Raw genomic sequence first — 15,718 nt, forward strand, 5'->3', positions numbered from 1 at the left:
CCTGCCCTCTGCTCAGCCCTCGTGGTTGTCGGCGATATAACGGTCGAGCAGGCGCACGCCATAACCCGTCGCGCCCTTGCCATAGACCGCGCCGTCCTTGTCGGCCCACGCCATGCCCGCGATGTCGAGATGCGCCCAGGCGACGCCCTCGTTTACATAGCGCTTCAGAAACTGCGCCGCGGTGATCGAGCCGCCTTCGCGCGGGCCGATATTCTTCATGTCGGCGATCGGGCTGTCGATCAGCTTGTCATAGGCAGGCGACAGCGGGAAGCGCCACAGCTTGTTGTTGCTGCCCTCGCCTGCTGCGATCAGGTCGGCGGCGAGCTTGTCGTCGTTGGCGAAGATGCCCGCATATTCGTGGCCGAGCGAGATCACCATCGCGCCGGTCAGCGTTGCGAGGTCGACGATCACCTTGGGATCATAGGACTTCTGGGCCCAACTGATCGCGTCGCACAGGACAAGGCGGCCCTCGGCGTCGGTGTTGAGCACCTCGACCGTCTGGCCCGACATCGTGCTGACGATGTCGCCGGGACGCATCGCATTGCCGTCGGGCATATTCTCGACCAGCCCGACGACACCGACGACGTTCGCCTTTGCCTTGCGGCCCGCGATCGCCTTGATGGCCCCAGCAACGGCGCCTGCGCCGCCCATGTCCCACTTCATCATGTCCATGCCCGGTCCGGGCTTCAGGCTGATGCCGCCGGTGTCGAAGGTGACGCCCTTGCCGATGAAGACGACCGGCGCCTCACCCGGCGTCCCGCCGTTCCAGCGCATCGCGAGCAGCCGCGGCGGGCGCGTCGAGCCCTGCGCGACGCCGAGCAGCGCGCCCATGCCGAGCGCTTTCATCTGGCGCTCGTCGAGGACTTCCAGCTCCACGCCGAGGTCGGCGAGATGCTGGCAGCGTTCGACGAAGGTTTCGGGATAGAGGACATTCGGTGGCTCGGCGACGAGCGTCTGGGTCAGTGCAACACCGTCGGCGACCGCCGAATAGCTGCCCCAGCGCGCCGACAGATCGCCCGCGGGCGATGCAATGACGACCGTCTGCAGCGTGGGCCTGGCATTTTCGGCGAGGCGCGTGCGATAGGTGTCGATGCGCCAGTTGCGCAGCCGCGCGCCCATGGCGAAGGCAAGCACATCGTCCTCGTCGGTCTGGCCGGCGCTCGCGAAATCGACATGGACGGCGGTGACGCCGCTCGTCTGCAACCGCGCGACGAGCGCCGCGCCGGCGCGTTCGAGGTCGTGCGCGCTGCCTTCACCGATGCCCACGAGCAGGAGGCGCTTTGCCTGTTCGCCGTCGATCGCGGCGGTTTCAGCGATTGCGCCTGCAGCGCCCTCGAAGCGCGCCTGCTTGGCCGCAGCACCGAGCAGCGCCCCGAGCGCTCCCGCCTCGCCCTTGCGGACGGGAAAAGCGACGACGTCGGCAGACGCATCGATTTGCGCGACAAACTGGATGTCCATGCGATTACTTTCTTATGCGGAGATTGATTGGAACGTGCCGGACCGATAGGGGTTTCGCCTGCGAGTTGCAAAACAAAGCAGAACATACCGTCCGGGTGGACACCAGATAAGGCGTGGGACAAAGATATCAAATGAGCTGGGCTTTGTTCCATCGATCGGCGCGCACGCGGCCCCTGTGGCTGATGACGGCGAGCGGCGCCGCGCTGATGGCCTGCCCCGTCGCCGCGCAGCAGACCGTCGAGCCGCCGCGGATAGAGGCACCCGCCACGCCGGCAGGGCAGCCCGACCTGCAGAATCGCGACGCTTCGGCGGCGGCGACCGACGCGCCGGTTTCAAAGGCCGAAGACCAGATCGGCTTCGCGGCCGACAACATCAATTATGATAACGACACCGACATTGTCGTCGCCGAAGGCAATGTCGCCATGAACCGCGACACCGTCGACATGCGCGCCGACAAGGTGACATGGAATCGCAAGACCGGCGAAGTGGTCGCCGAGGGCAATGTCGCGATCAAGAACCCCGAGGGGGACACCGCGTATGGCGACCGGATCGTCCTGACCGATACCCTCCGCGACGGCGTCGTCGAGAATCTGCTCGTCGTGCTCGACAATGGCGCGCGCCTTGCCGCAGTAAAGGGCACGCGCTTCGACAACGGCAATATCGAGCTGGAAAATGCGGCCTATACGCCCTGCCCCGTCGCGGACGACAGCGGCTGTCCCAAGAATCCGAGCTGGCAGGTGCGGGCGGTCCGCGTGATCTATGATCGCGGCAAGAACAAGGTCCGGTACAAGGGCGCACGGATCGAGATGTTCGGCCTGCCGCTGATCCCGCTGCCGGGACTCAGCCATCCGGCGAACCAGGAAGCCGGAAGCGGCCTGCTCGTTCCCGAAATCCGCCTCGACCGCACCAATGGTTTCGAGGTTGCCGTCCCCTATTATCTCCGGCTTGCGCCCGATCGCGACATCACGATCACGCCGCACCTCTACACCAGTTCGGCGCCGATGATCGAAGGCGAGTTCCGCGCGCTGACCGACATCGGATCCTTTCGCATCAACGGCTTCGCAACCCACAGCGCGGTGGTTCCGGTCTCCGGCCAGGTGATCGATCCCAACCGACAGTTCCGCGGCTATCTGGAAAGTGCAGGCAAGTTCCAGTTCGATCCGCGCTGGAGCCTGACCTATTCGGGACGCATCACGACCGACCGCACCTTCATGCGGCGTTACGACATCAGCCGTGACGACCGGCTGCGTTCGACGTTCGAGCTCGAACGGATCGGCGGGCAGAGCTATCTCTCGATTGCCGGCTGGGCGACGCAGACGCTGCGTGTCAACGACGTGCAGGGGCAACAGCCGGTCGCGCTGCCGATCATCGACTATCGCCAGCGCCTCGCCGACCCGCTGCTCGGCGGCCAGATCGAATTGCAGCTCAATACGCTGGCGATCGGACGCACAGCCGGTCAGGATACCCAGCGCGCCTTCGCCGGCGCCACGTGGAACCTGCGCGGCCTGACCGGCATGGGTCAGGAAGTGGTACTGACCGCGATGGTGCGCGGCGATGTCTATCACAGCGACGAGAATCTGCTGACCTCGATCCCGGGCTATCGCGGCAAATCGGGCTGGGAAGGTCGCGGCATCGCTGCGGTCGCCGCCGACATGCGTTGGCCGTTTATCGGCGAATTCGCGGGCGGCACCCAGACGCTGACCCCGCGCATCCAGATCGTCGCAACCCCGCAGCTCAAGAATCTGGACATCCCGAACGAGGATTCGCGTGCGTTCGACCTTGAGGACAGCAACCTGTTCGCGATCAACCGTTTCTCGGGATACGACAGGTTCGAGGACGGCGCGCGCATCACCTATGGCCTCGAATGGAACTACAGCCGGCCGGGTTTCAACATCAGCTCGGTCGTCGGGCAAAGCTATCGCCTGTCCGACAAGCCCAGCCTGTTCCCGGATGGCACGGGGCTGACCGACCGCACGTCGGACATCGTCGGACGCACGACGGTCGCGTACAAGGATTTCATCCGGCTGACGCACCGGTTCAGGCTCGACAAGGATAATCTGGCGATCCGCCGCAACGAATTCGACGCGACGATCGGCAGCCGGTCGACCTATGCGGTGCTGGGCTATTCGCGGCTCAACCGCGACATCTTGCTGCTCGGTGAGGACCTGCAGGACCGCGAGGAAGCCCGGGTCGGCGGCCGCGTCGCCTTCGCCAAGAACTGGTCGATCTTCGGATCGGCCATTATCGACCTGACCAGCAAGAGCGACGATCCGCTGAGCGTCGCCGATGGCTTCGATCCGATTCGGCATCGTCTTGGCGTCGCGTATGACGACGAATGCCTGTCGATCGCGCTGACGTGGCGCCGCGACTATATCGACACCGGCGACGCGCGGCGCGGCAACAGCTTCTCGTTCCGCATCGCGTTCCGCAATCTCGGGTTCTGATTCGCCCGCGGCGCTCAGCCCACGTTCAGCGTCCGGGCACTAGATCGAACCGCAGTTATGACATGCAAACACGCGTTTGCGCTGGACCATCGGGCACGTCCGCTGATACGGAGCGGGCCGGAACCTCTCGAATAGGGTAAAAATGACCAAAATTTCGACCATGATCGGGCTGATGGCCGCAGCAGCCGTGGGGATAACGCCGGTGCTCGCGCAGACCGTCTCCGACAACGAAGTGCCGACGACGAGCCTCAACATTCCGGGCAATGTCCAGCTTTATGGCGATGCCAAGCCGAACGTGTACCGCCCCTCGGCAACCGTGAATGGCGAGATCATCACCGCAACCGACATCGAGCAGCGCCTCGCGCTGATCCGCATCGCGAACAACAATGTCGAGCTCCCTGCCGAAGAAATGCAGCGCCTGCGCAATCAGGTTTTCAGCAACCTGATCGACGAAAAGCTGCAAATCCAGGAAGCCAAGGCGGCGAAGATCGAAATCGACGAGAATGTCGTCAATCAGCAGTTCGCGCGGCTCGCGGGACGTTTCAAGCAGACGCCCGAGCAGTTCACCCAGTATCTGGCGTCCAAGAATTCGTCGGCAGCCGCAGTGAAGCAGCAGATCCGGGGCGAATATGCCTGGGACCGGCTGCTCTCGCGCAACATCCAGTCGACCACGAACGTGTCGACCGAGGAGGTCGAGGCGATCGTCAAGCAGATGAACGAGGCCAAGGGACAGGACGAGTTCCATATCGGCGAAATCTACCTGTCCGCGACCCCCGACAATCAGGCGGCGATCGTCGAGAACGCCCGCAAGATCATCCAGGCGCTTCAGGCGGGCGGCAGCTTCCAGGCCTATGCCCGTCAGTTCTCCGAAGCCTCGACTGCGGTGGTCGGCGGCGATCTTGGCTGGGTCAAGGCGGCGCAGCTGCCGGGATCGATGGCTGAAGCCGCTGCCCAGATGCAGCCCGGCCAGCTCGTCGGTCCGATCGAGGTGCCCGGCGGTGTGTCGATCATGCTGATGATCGACCGGCGTCAGGTGCTGACGGCGGATCCCCGCGACGCGGTGCTCAGCCTGAAACAGATCTCGCTCGATTTTGCTCCGGGCACGACCGAGGCAAAGGCATCGGAGCTTGCCAGCCAGTTCGCCGAAGCAACCCGCAATATCGCAGGCTGCGGTGCCGCCGACGAGGTTGCACGCAGCCTGGGCGCCAACATCGTGTCCCGCGACAACATCGAAATGCGCGCGCTGCCGGCGCCGTTGCAATCGACGTTGACGACGATGCAGGTCGGACAGACGACGCAGCCCTTCGGCGCTGCGAACGAAGGCATCAGCGTGCTGGTGCTGTGCGGCCGCGAAATGCCGCAGACCGCGACGGCGCCCGATCTCGAGCAAATCGAGCAGCGCCTGCTCGAGGAAAAGGTCAACAAGCGCGCCCAGCGCTATTTGCGCGACCTTCGCCGCGACGCGGTAATCGAATATAGCTGATGCCCGACCTTAGTACGCCGCGGCCGATCGCGGTCACCATGGGTGACCCGGCCGGCGTGGGTCCTGAAGTCGCCGCCCGCGCATGGGCGGCGCGGCGCGAGCATGGCCTGCCCCCCTTCGTCGCGATCGGCGATATCGCCGCTATAGAAGCCGTCTGGGACGGACCGATCGCGCGCGTCGGCGATCTCGACGAGGCGGCGCGTTCCTTCGATACGGCGCTCCCGGTCTGGCACCTCGAGGACAGCGGACCGCTGACCCCCGGCGCGCCGACGCCAGCGGGCGCCACATGTGCGCTCCATACGCTCGAGACGGGCATCGGCCTGACGCGTAACGGCGCGAGCGCCGCGCTCGTCACCGGGCCGGTGTCGAAGCACGCGCTGCACGGGATCGGCTATACGCACCCCGGGCAGACCGAATTCATCGCCGAACGCTGCGGCGTGACCGCCACCAATGCGGTCATGATGCTCGCCGGCCCCTCGCTGCGCGTGGTGCCGCTGACCGTTCATATCCCGCTTTTCGAAGTCGCGGAACGGCTGACGACCGAGCTGATCGTTGCGAAGGCGCGGATCGTTGCGCGCGGGCTGGCGCGCGATTTCGGCCTGGCATCGCCCCGGCTGGCAATCGCCGGGCTCAATCCGCATGCCGGCGAGAGCGGCCAGCTTGGCCGCGAGGAAATCACCGTCATCGCGCCGGCAGTCGCCCAGCTTGCCGAAGAGGGGATCGTCGTGGACGGGCCGCTGGCGGCGGACGCGCTGTTCGCGCCCGGTATCCGCGACCAGTATGACGCCATCCTTTGCGGGTATCACGATCAGGCGCTGGCCCCGTTCAAGGCGCTGCATTTTCACGACGGCGTCAACCTGACGCTGGGCCTGCCGATCATCCGCACTTCGCCCGACCATGGCACGGCCTTCGACATCGCGGGCAAGGGCAAGGCTGACCCGGGACCGACGATTGCGGCGATCGCGATGGCGGCGCGCATGGCCGCTGCCCGCGACCGCGCCGTCGCGCCGGCGAAGTGAGGATCGAGCCCAAGACCCCGTTGCCGCCGCTCCGCGAGACGGTGCGCGTCCATGGCCTGTCAGCCAGCAAGGCGCTGGGCCAGAATTTCCTGTTCGACGAACAGCTGCTCGACCGGATCGCGGCGCTGCCCGGCGATCTGGACGGCGCGACCGTCTTCGAAGTCGGACCCGGCCCCGGCGGCCTGACACGCGCGCTGCTCCGCGCCGGGGCAAAGGTGATAGCGGTCGAACGCGACGATCGCTGCCTGCCCTTGCTCGCCGAACTTTCCGAGGCGTTCGACGGGCGGCTGAAGGTCATCCCCGATGACGCGATGGCGATCGACGCCGACGCCTTGGCGGGCGGACCGTATCATATCGTCGCGAACCTGCCCTACAACGTGGGGACGGCGTTGTTCACGCGCTGGCTGGAACCGAAGGCGTGGCCGCCGCAATGGCTGTCGTTGACGCTGATGTTCCAGCTTGAGGTCGCCGAGCGGATCGTCGCGCCGGTGGGCACAAACGCCTATGGCCGCCTCGCTGTGCTCGCTCAGTGGCGGTCGCACGCCAAGATCGCGATGAAGGTGCATCGCTCGGCCTTCACCCCGCCGCCCAAGGTCATGTCGGCGATCGTCCATGTGACGCCCGGTGACGAGCCCGAAGGCGTCGATCCGCGAATCCTGTCCAAGCTCACCGAAAAGGGCTTTGGCCAACGGCGCAAGATGCTGCGGCAGAGCCTGAAGGGCGTGCCCGGCGCGATCGAGGCGCTCGAAGCGCTCGGCATCGACCCGACGCGACGCGCCGAGACCGTCAGCGTTGCGGAATGGGTCGCGCTGGCGCGGGCGCTTAGCGCTTAATTCTGGCTGCTGGTGCCGACCGTCGCGACGGGCTTCGGCGCGATCGCTTCGGCAGCGACGACGCGTTTCGCGTCGCTGCTCGCGATCGCCTTTTCCAGCGAGGCGACTTGCGGGCAATTCGATTTGCAGACCCGTTTCGCATCGGCGAGTTTTTCGCGGGCCAGTTCGAGCGCACCCTTGTCGGCGAGCGCTTCGCCCTGCCCGGTCAGCGCGATAACGTCATTGGGTTCAAGCAGCAGCGCCTCGCGGTAAAGGCCGATCGCCTTGCCCGGCAAGCCCTGCGCCCGCGCGACCTGCGCCATGGCGATGATCGCCGAACGGTTGCGCGGATCGGCGGCCAGCGCGGATTCATAAAAATCCACTGCGGCGTCGAGATTGCCGGCGTGCTGCGCTTCCTCGCCGCGCTTCTGCAACTCGGTCGACCGCGGGAGAATGTCATTGTCGGCGCGCTGCGCATCGGAGGCCACGGGCATGCTGGCAAGGATAAGGCCGGCACCGAGAGCCAGGAAACTGACGCGCATCGCATTCTCCCATTTCTTCATTTCGGGGGATGCTAACATGGCGCTGTCAGCCGTGCGAGAAAAAATCCGTCGCACTGGTCGTGCGCCGGGGTGAGCAGAAAACCGCCGCCCGCCGTACGTCCAACGCCATCGGACAGGTATCCGCTGTCGGCCGTCCAGCCGGGATGCCGGTTCAGAAATTCGTCCACCTGGGCCCGCCCCTCGCGCGCGATGATCGAGCATACTGCATAGAGGAGTTTGCCGCCCGGCGCCACAAGATCGGCGCCGATGTCGATCAACTTCGCCTGGTCGGCAAGATGGCGGTCGAGACGTTGCGGCGTCAGCCGCCAGCGCAGTTCGGGACTGCGTCGCCACGTGCCGCTCCCCGAGCAAGGCGCATCGACGAAAACGCGGTCGGCCTTCCCCTGCCAGTCGGCAAGCATTGCGAGCTCCTGACCGGGGTTGAGCAGGCGCGTCTCGACTCGCGTGGCGCCGGCGCGTTCGGCGCGCGCCGGCAGTTGCTGCAGGCGCGCGCGATTGGTGTCGCAAGCGAGGATGTCGGCGTCGTTGCCGGTGAGCGAAGCGATGGCGAGCGTCTTGCCGCCGCCGCCCGCGCACAGATCGACGATCGCTTGCCCCGGCGTGGCGTCGAGCGCGGCGGAGGCATATTGGCTCGCGGCGTCCTGCACCTCGAAGTCGCCCTCGGCATAGGCGGGATGCTGCGCCGCGGCGGTTTCGGGTGGCAGGCGCCAGCCGTCGGGCGCGCCGAGGATCGCTTCGGCTTCGGGGAAAAGCGCGGCGAGATCGGCCACCCCAGATTTGATACGATTGGCGCGAAGATCCAGAGGCGCGCGAGCGAGCATCGCATCGCCCTCCCCGGCCCCGACGAGCGGATCGAACAGGTCGATCAGCGCCTGCGCCGCGAGCCCGGTTTCGGCGCGCGGTTCATCGGCCGCGATGGGGGCCGGCCCATACGGAGTGCCATCGAACAACTCCGCCAGCGCCGGATCGGCATCGACGAGCGCCAGCATCGCCGCGCGGCCGGAGGCCGGCACCGAACGAACGAGGCGGATCGCGTCATAAACATGCGCCCGGATCGCGCGGCGGTCCTTCGACCCCGCATAGCGGCGCCCGCGCATCGCTTCGGCGAAGATCGCGTCGGCAGGCGCCCCGCCCTCGCGCGCGGCAACGGCGATGGCGTCGAGGATCTCGATCGCCGCCTGAATGCGCGCTGCCGGTGTCACCGGGCGGCCTCAGCCGACCGGATAGTTCGGCGCCTCGCGGGTGATCGCGACGTCGTGGACGTGGCTTTCGCGCAGGCCCGCATTGGTGATGCGCACGAACTTCGCGCGCTCACGCAGGTCCTTGAGCGTGCGGCTGCCGGTATAGCCCATCGCCGCCTTCACGCCGCCGACAAGCTGGTGGATCACATCCTTCGCCGGCCCCTTGAACGGAACCTGACCCTCGATACCCTCGGGGACCAGCTTCATCTGATCCTTGATGTCCTGCTGGAAATAGCGGTCGGCCGAGCCGCGCGCCATCGCGCCGACGCTACCCATGCCGCGATAGCTCTTATAGGTGCGCCCCTGGAACAGGAAGGTCTCGCCCGGCGCCTCGGCCGTGCCCGCGAGGAGCGAGCCGACCATGACGCTCGATGCGCCTGCCGCCAGCGCCTTGGCGATGTCGCCCGAGGTGCGGAGGCCGCCATCGGCGATGACCGGAACGCCATGCTTTTGCGCCTGCTCGACGCTGTCAAGGATGGCGGTGAGCTGCGGCACGCCGACGCCGGCGACGACGCGCGTCGTGCAGATCGAACCGGGACCGATGCCGACCTTGACGCCGTCGGCGCCGGCATCGATCAGCGCCTTCGTGGCGTCCCCCGTGGCGACATTGCCGGCGAGCACCTGCACGCGGTTCGACATCTTCTTGATCCGTTCGACGGTCGCACCGACGCCCTTGCTGTGGCCGTGTGCGGTGTCGACGACGATCAGGTCGCATTCGGCGTCTAGCAGCGCCTCGACACGCTCGATCCCGCTGTCGCCGGTGTTGGTCGCCGCCGCAACGCGCAGGCGGCCGTTGCCGTCCTTGGTCGCATCGGGGAAGTTGACCGCCTTTTCCATGTCCTTGACCGTGATCAGGCCGATGCAGCGATAATCCTCGTCGACGACGAGCAGCTTTTCGATACGGCGCTGGTGGAGCAGCTTGCGCGCCTCGTCCTGCCCGACGCCGGGACGGACCGTCGCAAGATTGTCGGCAGTCATCAGCTCGCGCACCGGCTGGCCGGGATTGTCGGCGAAGCGGACGTCACGATGGGTCAGGATGCCGACAAGCTTGCCGCCGGGCTCGACCACCGGGATGCCCGAAATCCTGTGCTGGTCCATCAGCGCGGTCGCATAGGAAAGCGGCGCGTCGGGGGTGATGGTGATCGGGTTGACGATCATCCCGCTTTCGAAGCGCTTCACCTGCCGCACGGCGGCAGCCTGTTCCTCGATCGTCATGTTGCGGTGGAGAACCCCGATGCCGCCGATCTGCGCCATCAGGATCGCCATATCGGATTCGGTGACCGTATCCATCGCCGACGAAAGGATCGGGATGTTCAGCGTGATATCGCTGGTGAGCTGGGTCTGGAGATTGGCGTCCGAAGGCAGGATATCCGACGCACCCGGCACCAGCAGCACGTCGTCGAAGGTCAGGCCGGTGATGATTTCCATGGGTGCCACTTTCTCATGCGGGCGGCGCCTGCCCCGCGGTTTTCGGGCGGCACACGCGATTCGTTTGGTGGCGGCCCATGTAACCAGTCGGGCCGAAGCGCGCCAGTGGGGTACGCATGATTATTTCGCACCGGATGCGCGTACCGGAAAAGCTCCGGTTCCCGCCATTGCCATTCGCCACGATCGCATCCTCCCCGTCCGCCGGGAGAGCGCCTCAAAGCGACGCGACCAGATCCGCCAGATGCCGGCGGAGTGCCGGAAATTCATCGTCTTCGGTGATCCCCAATCGCACCACCGTCACCCGCTGCGACGGCGAAACGATAATATATTGCCCCTGATGACCGATGCAGGCGAACAGGTCGTTGGGACCGCGGTCGGGCCAGAGCGCTGCATCGGCGCCGGCCGGGCGTCGGCGGTTGAGCCAGATATGCCCGCCATAGCCCGCGTCGTTCGGCGAAGGCGTCAGCATGAAGGTCATCCACGTCTCCGGCAGCAGCCGCTGGCCGTTCACGACACCATGGTTGCGCAGGAATTCGCCGAATTTCCCGTAGTCGCGCGCGGTCGCATGCATGACCGAACCGCCGATCATCGTGCCATGAGCGTCGAATTCCGGCGTCAGGCTGGCCATGCCGAGCGGTTCGGCCAGCCGGCCGTGGATGAATTCCAGCATCGCGTCCCGCCGCGCCTCGGCATTTTGCGACGGGGTCAGCGCATCGGTCATGATGTCGGCGAGGATGACGCTCGTCGCGGAGCTGTAATTGAACAGTTCTCCGGGCCGCGCCGCCGCCGGTTTGGCTTCGGCGAAGCCTGCCATATCCTGTGCGCCGGCGCCAAAGAGCATCTCGACGGTGTCGCCCTTCCAAACGGGATCGCCGGTTTCGACATGCTCCAGCCCCGACGACATGTGGAGCAGGTTGCGCAGCGTGATCGCGCCGCGCGGGTCCCCGCTACGTTCCCAGCCGGAGACGGGCGCCGGAGCGTCGAGCGACAGCTGTCCGTCGGAAACGAGGATACCGGCCAGCACTGCGGTTATGCTCTTGGCCATCGACCAGCTGATCAGCTTCGAATTCGGACCGAAACCGTCGCCATAGCGCTCGTAGATCGGTTCGCCGTCGCGCAGCACATACAGCGCCCGCGTTTCGCCCACTTCGCTCTCATCGTCGAAGAGCGCATCGGCCTTGGCCCTTATCACGGGATCGAGCGCCGGCAGCGCCGGGGTGGCGTCCACGGCCCGCACATCGTCGAGCGAGGCGCCGAGCCTCGGCGACGGCGACGCCGGCGCGATGCTGCCCTGCCCCGCCGCCTGCGTCAGCGACCAGCCCCCGAGCATTACCAGCGCGGCACTTGCCAGCATGGCTTTTTTCGTGATCATGGAACGGGTGAGTAACATCAACCCGACCGATCCGGCAACGGCCGACCAGCGGCCGGCCGCGCCGCCGCCCGAGGTGCCGTCGCATCTGCGTGGTCGCAAACGGCGCGACGGCAAACGCGGCGGTTGCCTGCCATGGATCGCAGGCTTCGGGGTCCTGCTTGCAATCTTCCTGATCTGGAAGTTCCCGTCCTTCAAGGCCCAGGCCGAACTGGGTTCCGCCTATGCCGCGCGGGTCGGGTGTTCGTGCCGCTATGTCCAGGGGCGCAGCCTCGACAGCTGCCAGAGCGATTTTGAGCCGGGCATGGAGATGATCTCACTGAGCGAGGATCCCGCGACCAAAACCGTTACGGGCAGCGTCCCGCTACTCGCGTCGCGGAGCGCCCGCTACGCAGGCGCGAGCGGTTGCCTGATCAATCCGCGGAACTGACCGGCGAACCGAGCCGGGCCGCGATCAGCGCCAGCGCGGCCGGCGCACCGAAGACGAGCAGCCAGACGACCGCCTCTTCGCCCCAGCCATAACCCGCCGACAACACACCGACGAGCAGGTTGCCGACCGATATGAGCAGCCAGAGGACAAGGAACGCCCAGGTTGCGCGGCGCTTGTCGCGGATGAGGATGCGCATGGCGATCAGCAGCGCGAGTCCGGCGATCAGCATGATGGTTGTGTGCGACATGGTCCTGTATCTCCCCCACCGATGATTTTATGCGTTGGCGCTCCCGAAGCGGCCGAGCCACGGCGCCCAGCGTTGCCAGCCGCCATTGTAGCTGCCCCATTCCCAGATTGCGGTGAACGCCAGTACTGCAAACGCGCCGATGCCCAGCGCAATCGGTTGCCAATGAAGAAACCATGACGCGGCGCCGACTGCCAGCAGCAGCGCGCAACCGATCATGTGCGAAAAGGGCGGCAGGCGGCGATCGTTCGTTGACTTCTTGAACCCCATGTTGCCGATCAGGAACAGCAGCCCGCCGCCGACCGTGACGGCGAGGAAGGCAGGCTCGATATGACCATAGGGATGCATCAACAGCATTTCGTCGGCAACGGCCGAGACGACCAGGCCCGCGATGATCGGAATATGCCAGTAGGTATAGGCGTTGCGCGCGATCAGCCCTGCCTGCTCGCTCGCCTCGATCCGCTCGCTGCCGCGTACCGCGCCGGTATCGAAATAGAGCCACCAGAGCGCCGCCGACCCGAGAAAACAGGTCGCGAACGCCGCCCAGTGCAGACCGTCCTGCGGCAGCTTCGCGAACGTCGCGCCGGTGATCAGTACGCCCTCGCCCAGCGATATGATGACGAACAGCGCGCAGCGTTCGGCCATATGCGCACCCGAAATGTCCCAGTCATGCCCCTTCGAACGGCCGAGACCGGGCGTCCAGTAAAAGAAGATCGGCCCCATATATTCGAGCAGCAGCGCTGCGCCCCAGAGAAGCAGCCGGTGGTCGGGCGCCGACATCGCGCCGGCAATCCAGAGCGGTAGCGACAGCAGGAACCAGAATGTGATGCGCATGAAACTGCGCGCACGCGAATGATGGATGCCCCAGCTCGCCCAGACCATATAGAGCGAGCGGCCGATCTGCATGGAACAATAGGCGGCCGCGAAGAGCCAGCCGGTCTTGCCGAAGGCATAAGGAACGGCACTCGACAGGACGAGCCCGCCCAGCATCAGCATGATCAGCATCAGCCGGACATGAGCGCGCTCCGGATCGAGCCAGTTCGCCACCCAGGTCGTATAGATCCACACCCACCACACCGCGAAGAGCAGCAACAGCGTCTGGAGTGCCCCCGCCAGACCCAGATGTTCGAGCAGCGCGTGCGACAGCTGGGTGATCGCAAAGACGAACACGAGATCGAAGAAGAGTTCGATATTGGTAACCGGCGCATGGCCATGACCGTCGCGCACGCGAAACAGATTGCTGCGGATCACAAAAGCCCCTCCCTCGTCGCCTGACGACGCCAGGCCCCGGGAGATATACCGAGCTTGTTGCGGAAGGCCGCACATAAATGTGCATGGCTCGAAAATCCGGTCGCGAAAGCGATCTCGGCGACCGTCAGCGGCCGGTTCATCAGGAACCAGCGGGCGCGGCGCAGGCGCTGGTTCAGCAGATATTGTGCAGGCGTGCGGCCGGTGGCGCGCGCGAAATGGACGATCAGGCTGTTGACCGACATTCCGGCTTCCGTCGCCATATCCTCGACGGTCAGATGGGTTTCGATCCGCGGTTCGATGAAGGTCATCAGATTGTCGAGCCGCCGCGCGATGTCCGGCGCAACCGGAAAGCGCATCACGCCGCGTTCGAGCGTTTCCGCTATCGCGGCGAGGAGCGGCGCGGTGGCCGTTTCGTCGCCCGCCGCAAGGGCTCGCACGAGAGCGGCCATAGCGGCATCTTCATGCGCCGCGATTACCCGGGCTTCGGGCGCAACGTCCAGAAGCCCGGCGGGAATTTCGACCTGCAGATAGCGCGCCGTGCCGCCCTGCGCCGTCGCGGCGAACGGCCGGCCGGCCGGTACAAGCCACATTTCCCCCGGCAAGGGATCGCCCAGTGAGGTGCGCCGCCCGTCGAGCCATGTTTCGAGATAATGGTAGCTGCCGGCCTCGTGCAGGATGAGCACATGGACATCGCGTTCAATCGTCCAGTTACTGGGGCCATCGATCCTGTCGTCAATCGAGGCCGTCTTGAGTCGCCCCACGTCCATGACCCGAATATGGCAAAGATGGGAGAATCTGAAAGCCTGCAATCTAGGCGAATCATATGGTTAAATCGCCCCTCCAATTCCCGGGGACGCCGATCAAGCACCCCTGATCGGCGTAAATATGCACGACTTTGGTGGGCCTGGTCGCACCACCACGAGACCCCTCCCGGCGGGCAGCATCGGATCATGCTGCCCGCCTCTTTTTTGCTTTCACAAACGGACGCAGGAGGCGGCCTTCGGGTCAGGTCCGGGCGAGAAATTCGTCCATCGCGGCGTTGACCGCCTCGGGATCTTCCCACGGCACGAAATGGCCGCAGCCCGGCACCTGCACGATCTTTGCGCCCGGAACCAGCTCATCCATCCCGTCGAGATTGCACGGCGGCAGCGCCACATCGTCGAGCGCCCAGATGACGAGCGTCGGAATCGTCAGCTTCGGAAAGGGCATCGTCGGCGGTTCGGCATAGGGTTCGTCCATCGCGGGCACATTGGCAGGCGAGCCGCGATACCAGTTGATCATCGCGCGGCAGCTTTCGCGATCTTCCCAGTCTTTCAGCAATCGCGCGATTTCATCGGGCGGCTGGATGCCCCCGCTGGGGACGCGTCCCGCAAAGGCATGCGCGAGGATGCCGGCGATGCCATGTTCCTCGATAATCGCGTCGCTCGCCGGGTCACGGAATGTCCGGATATACTGGCTCGCCTCGCGCTGCGCGGGATTGGTCAGCAGAAGGCGCTGGAAGATTGCGGGATGCGGCGCATTGGCGATTACGGCACGGGTGACGCGCCCCGCCCATTGCGGATGCAGGCCGCCGGGCTGTCCGCCGAGCGCCACGCCCCACGCGATCGCCCCGCCCCAGTCGTGACCGACGATCGTGAACGTATCGATCTCCAGCGCATCGGCGACGGCGAAGATGTCGGCAATCAGCTTGTCGGGCGTATAGGATTCGGCGCCCTGCGGCTTGGAAGAACCACGATAACCGCGCTGGTCGGGCGCGATGCAGCGAAAGCGACCGGCAAAATACGGGAGCTGAAAGCGCCAGGTACGGTGCGATTCGGGAAAGCCGTGGAGGAAGATCAGCGCCGGCGCATCTTTCGGCCCCATATCGACGACGTCCAGTTCGACTCCGGTCGAAAGCTTCAGTCGCACCTGCTCGAAATCGCCGATCATCGCATCGCTCCTTTGGTTTCGTTTCGAAACCGTCTGGCGGAGCGCAG

14 protein-coding genes are annotated in these 15,718 nt (G+C 65.7%); 5 read left to right on the top strand and 9 right to left on the bottom strand.

What is annotated here, in order from left to right; genetic code table 11:
• Window positions 1-12: 12 nt before the first annotated feature.
• Window positions 13-1,458, bottom strand: a complete 1,446-nt coding sequence (locus tag L7H23_RS05120; protein WP_237838277.1) for a leucyl aminopeptidase — start codon at window positions 1,456-1,458, stop codon at window positions 13-15.
• Window positions 1,459-1,589: 131 nt separating this feature from the next.
• Between L7H23_RS05120 and lptD the strand changes: the two genes are divergently transcribed.
• The 4 genes from lptD (at window position 1,590) to rsmA (ending at window position 7,237) form a co-directional block, all read left to right on the top strand.
• Window positions 1,590-3,902, top strand: coding sequence for an LPS assembly protein LptD (gene lptD / locus L7H23_RS05125; RefSeq protein ID WP_237838278.1), 2,313 nt, complete (start codon window positions 1,590-1,592; stop codon window positions 3,900-3,902).
• A 142-nt stretch (window positions 3,903-4,044) separates the two neighbouring features.
• Window positions 4,045-5,385, top strand: coding sequence for a peptidylprolyl isomerase (locus L7H23_RS05130; protein WP_237838279.1), 1,341 nt, complete (start codon window positions 4,045-4,047; stop codon window positions 5,383-5,385).
• Complete coding sequence (gene pdxA / locus L7H23_RS05135; RefSeq protein WP_237838280.1) at window positions 5,385-6,404, top strand: 4-hydroxythreonine-4-phosphate dehydrogenase PdxA; 1,020 nt, start codon at window positions 5,385-5,387, stop codon at window positions 6,402-6,404. Before L7H23_RS05130 ends, pdxA begins: the two co-directional genes overlap by 1 nt.
• Window positions 6,401-7,237: a 16S rRNA (adenine(1518)-N(6)/adenine(1519)-N(6))-dimethyltransferase RsmA gene (gene rsmA / locus L7H23_RS05140; RefSeq protein ID WP_237838281.1), complete on the top strand. Its 837-nt coding sequence runs from the start codon at window positions 6,401-6,403 to the stop codon at window positions 7,235-7,237. Before pdxA ends, rsmA begins: the two co-directional genes overlap by 4 nt.
• On the opposite strand, the gene L7H23_RS05145 is transcribed toward rsmA, so the two are convergent.
• From L7H23_RS05145 to L7H23_RS05160, 4 genes are all read right to left on the bottom strand, one after another.
• Window positions 7,234-7,779 carry a tetratricopeptide repeat protein gene (locus L7H23_RS05145; protein ID WP_237838282.1) on the bottom strand — a complete coding sequence of 182 codons (546 nt, stop codon included), beginning with the start codon at window positions 7,777-7,779 and terminating at the stop codon, window positions 7,234-7,236. The genes rsmA and L7H23_RS05145 overlap by 4 nt on opposite strands.
• A gap of 11 nt (window positions 7,780-7,790) precedes the next feature.
• Entirely contained in the window at window positions 7,791-8,981 is a 1,191-nt protein-coding gene (locus L7H23_RS05150) for an RsmB/NOP family class I SAM-dependent RNA methyltransferase (RefSeq protein ID WP_237838283.1), read from the bottom strand.
• 9 nt (window positions 8,982-8,990) lie between these two features.
• Window positions 8,991-10,448, bottom strand: a complete 1,458-nt coding sequence (gene guaB / locus L7H23_RS05155) for an IMP dehydrogenase (protein ID WP_237838284.1) — start codon at window positions 10,446-10,448, stop codon at window positions 8,991-8,993.
• A 214-nt stretch (window positions 10,449-10,662) separates the two neighbouring features.
• Window positions 10,663-11,820 (bottom strand): serine hydrolase, encoded by a 1,158-nt coding sequence (locus L7H23_RS05160; RefSeq protein WP_237838285.1) that lies wholly within the window; start codon window positions 11,818-11,820, stop codon window positions 10,663-10,665.
• On the opposite strand from L7H23_RS05160, the gene L7H23_RS05165 reads away from it, so the two are divergent.
• On the top strand, window positions 11,819-12,247 hold the full coding sequence (locus L7H23_RS05165) for a hypothetical protein (RefSeq protein ID WP_237838286.1): 429 nt from the start codon (window positions 11,819-11,821) through the stop codon (window positions 12,245-12,247). The two genes, L7H23_RS05160 and L7H23_RS05165, sit on opposite strands and share 2 nt — an antisense overlap.
• On the opposite strand, the gene L7H23_RS05170 is transcribed toward L7H23_RS05165, so the two are convergent.
• The 4 genes from L7H23_RS05170 to L7H23_RS05185 form a co-directional block, all read right to left on the bottom strand.
• Window positions 12,231-12,494, bottom strand: coding sequence for a hypothetical protein (locus L7H23_RS05170; protein ID WP_237838287.1), 264 nt, complete (start codon window positions 12,492-12,494; stop codon window positions 12,231-12,233). The two genes, L7H23_RS05165 and L7H23_RS05170, sit on opposite strands and share 17 nt — an antisense overlap.
• Before the next feature lie 27 nt (window positions 12,495-12,521).
• The gene (locus tag L7H23_RS05175) at window positions 12,522-13,742 is read right to left on the bottom strand and encodes a low temperature requirement protein A (RefSeq protein WP_237838288.1); all 1,221 of its coding nucleotides are present in this window, start codon (window positions 13,740-13,742) and stop codon (window positions 12,522-12,524) included.
• Window positions 13,739-14,509 carry an AraC family transcriptional regulator gene (locus tag L7H23_RS05180; RefSeq protein ID WP_237838289.1) on the bottom strand — a complete coding sequence of 257 codons (771 nt, stop codon included), beginning with the start codon at window positions 14,507-14,509 and terminating at the stop codon, window positions 13,739-13,741. Before L7H23_RS05180 ends, L7H23_RS05175 begins: the two co-directional genes overlap by 4 nt.
• Window positions 14,510-14,747: 238 nt before the next feature.
• Complete coding sequence (locus L7H23_RS05185; RefSeq protein ID WP_237838290.1) at window positions 14,748-15,671, bottom strand: alpha/beta hydrolase; 924 nt, start codon at window positions 15,669-15,671, stop codon at window positions 14,748-14,750.
• Between the last annotated feature and the right edge of the window lie 47 nt (window positions 15,672-15,718).

Origin of the sequence: Sphingopyxis sp. BSN-002 (assembly GCF_022024275.1) — a bacterium.
Taxonomy (GTDB): Bacteria; Pseudomonadota; Alphaproteobacteria; order Sphingomonadales; family Sphingomonadaceae; genus Sphingopyxis.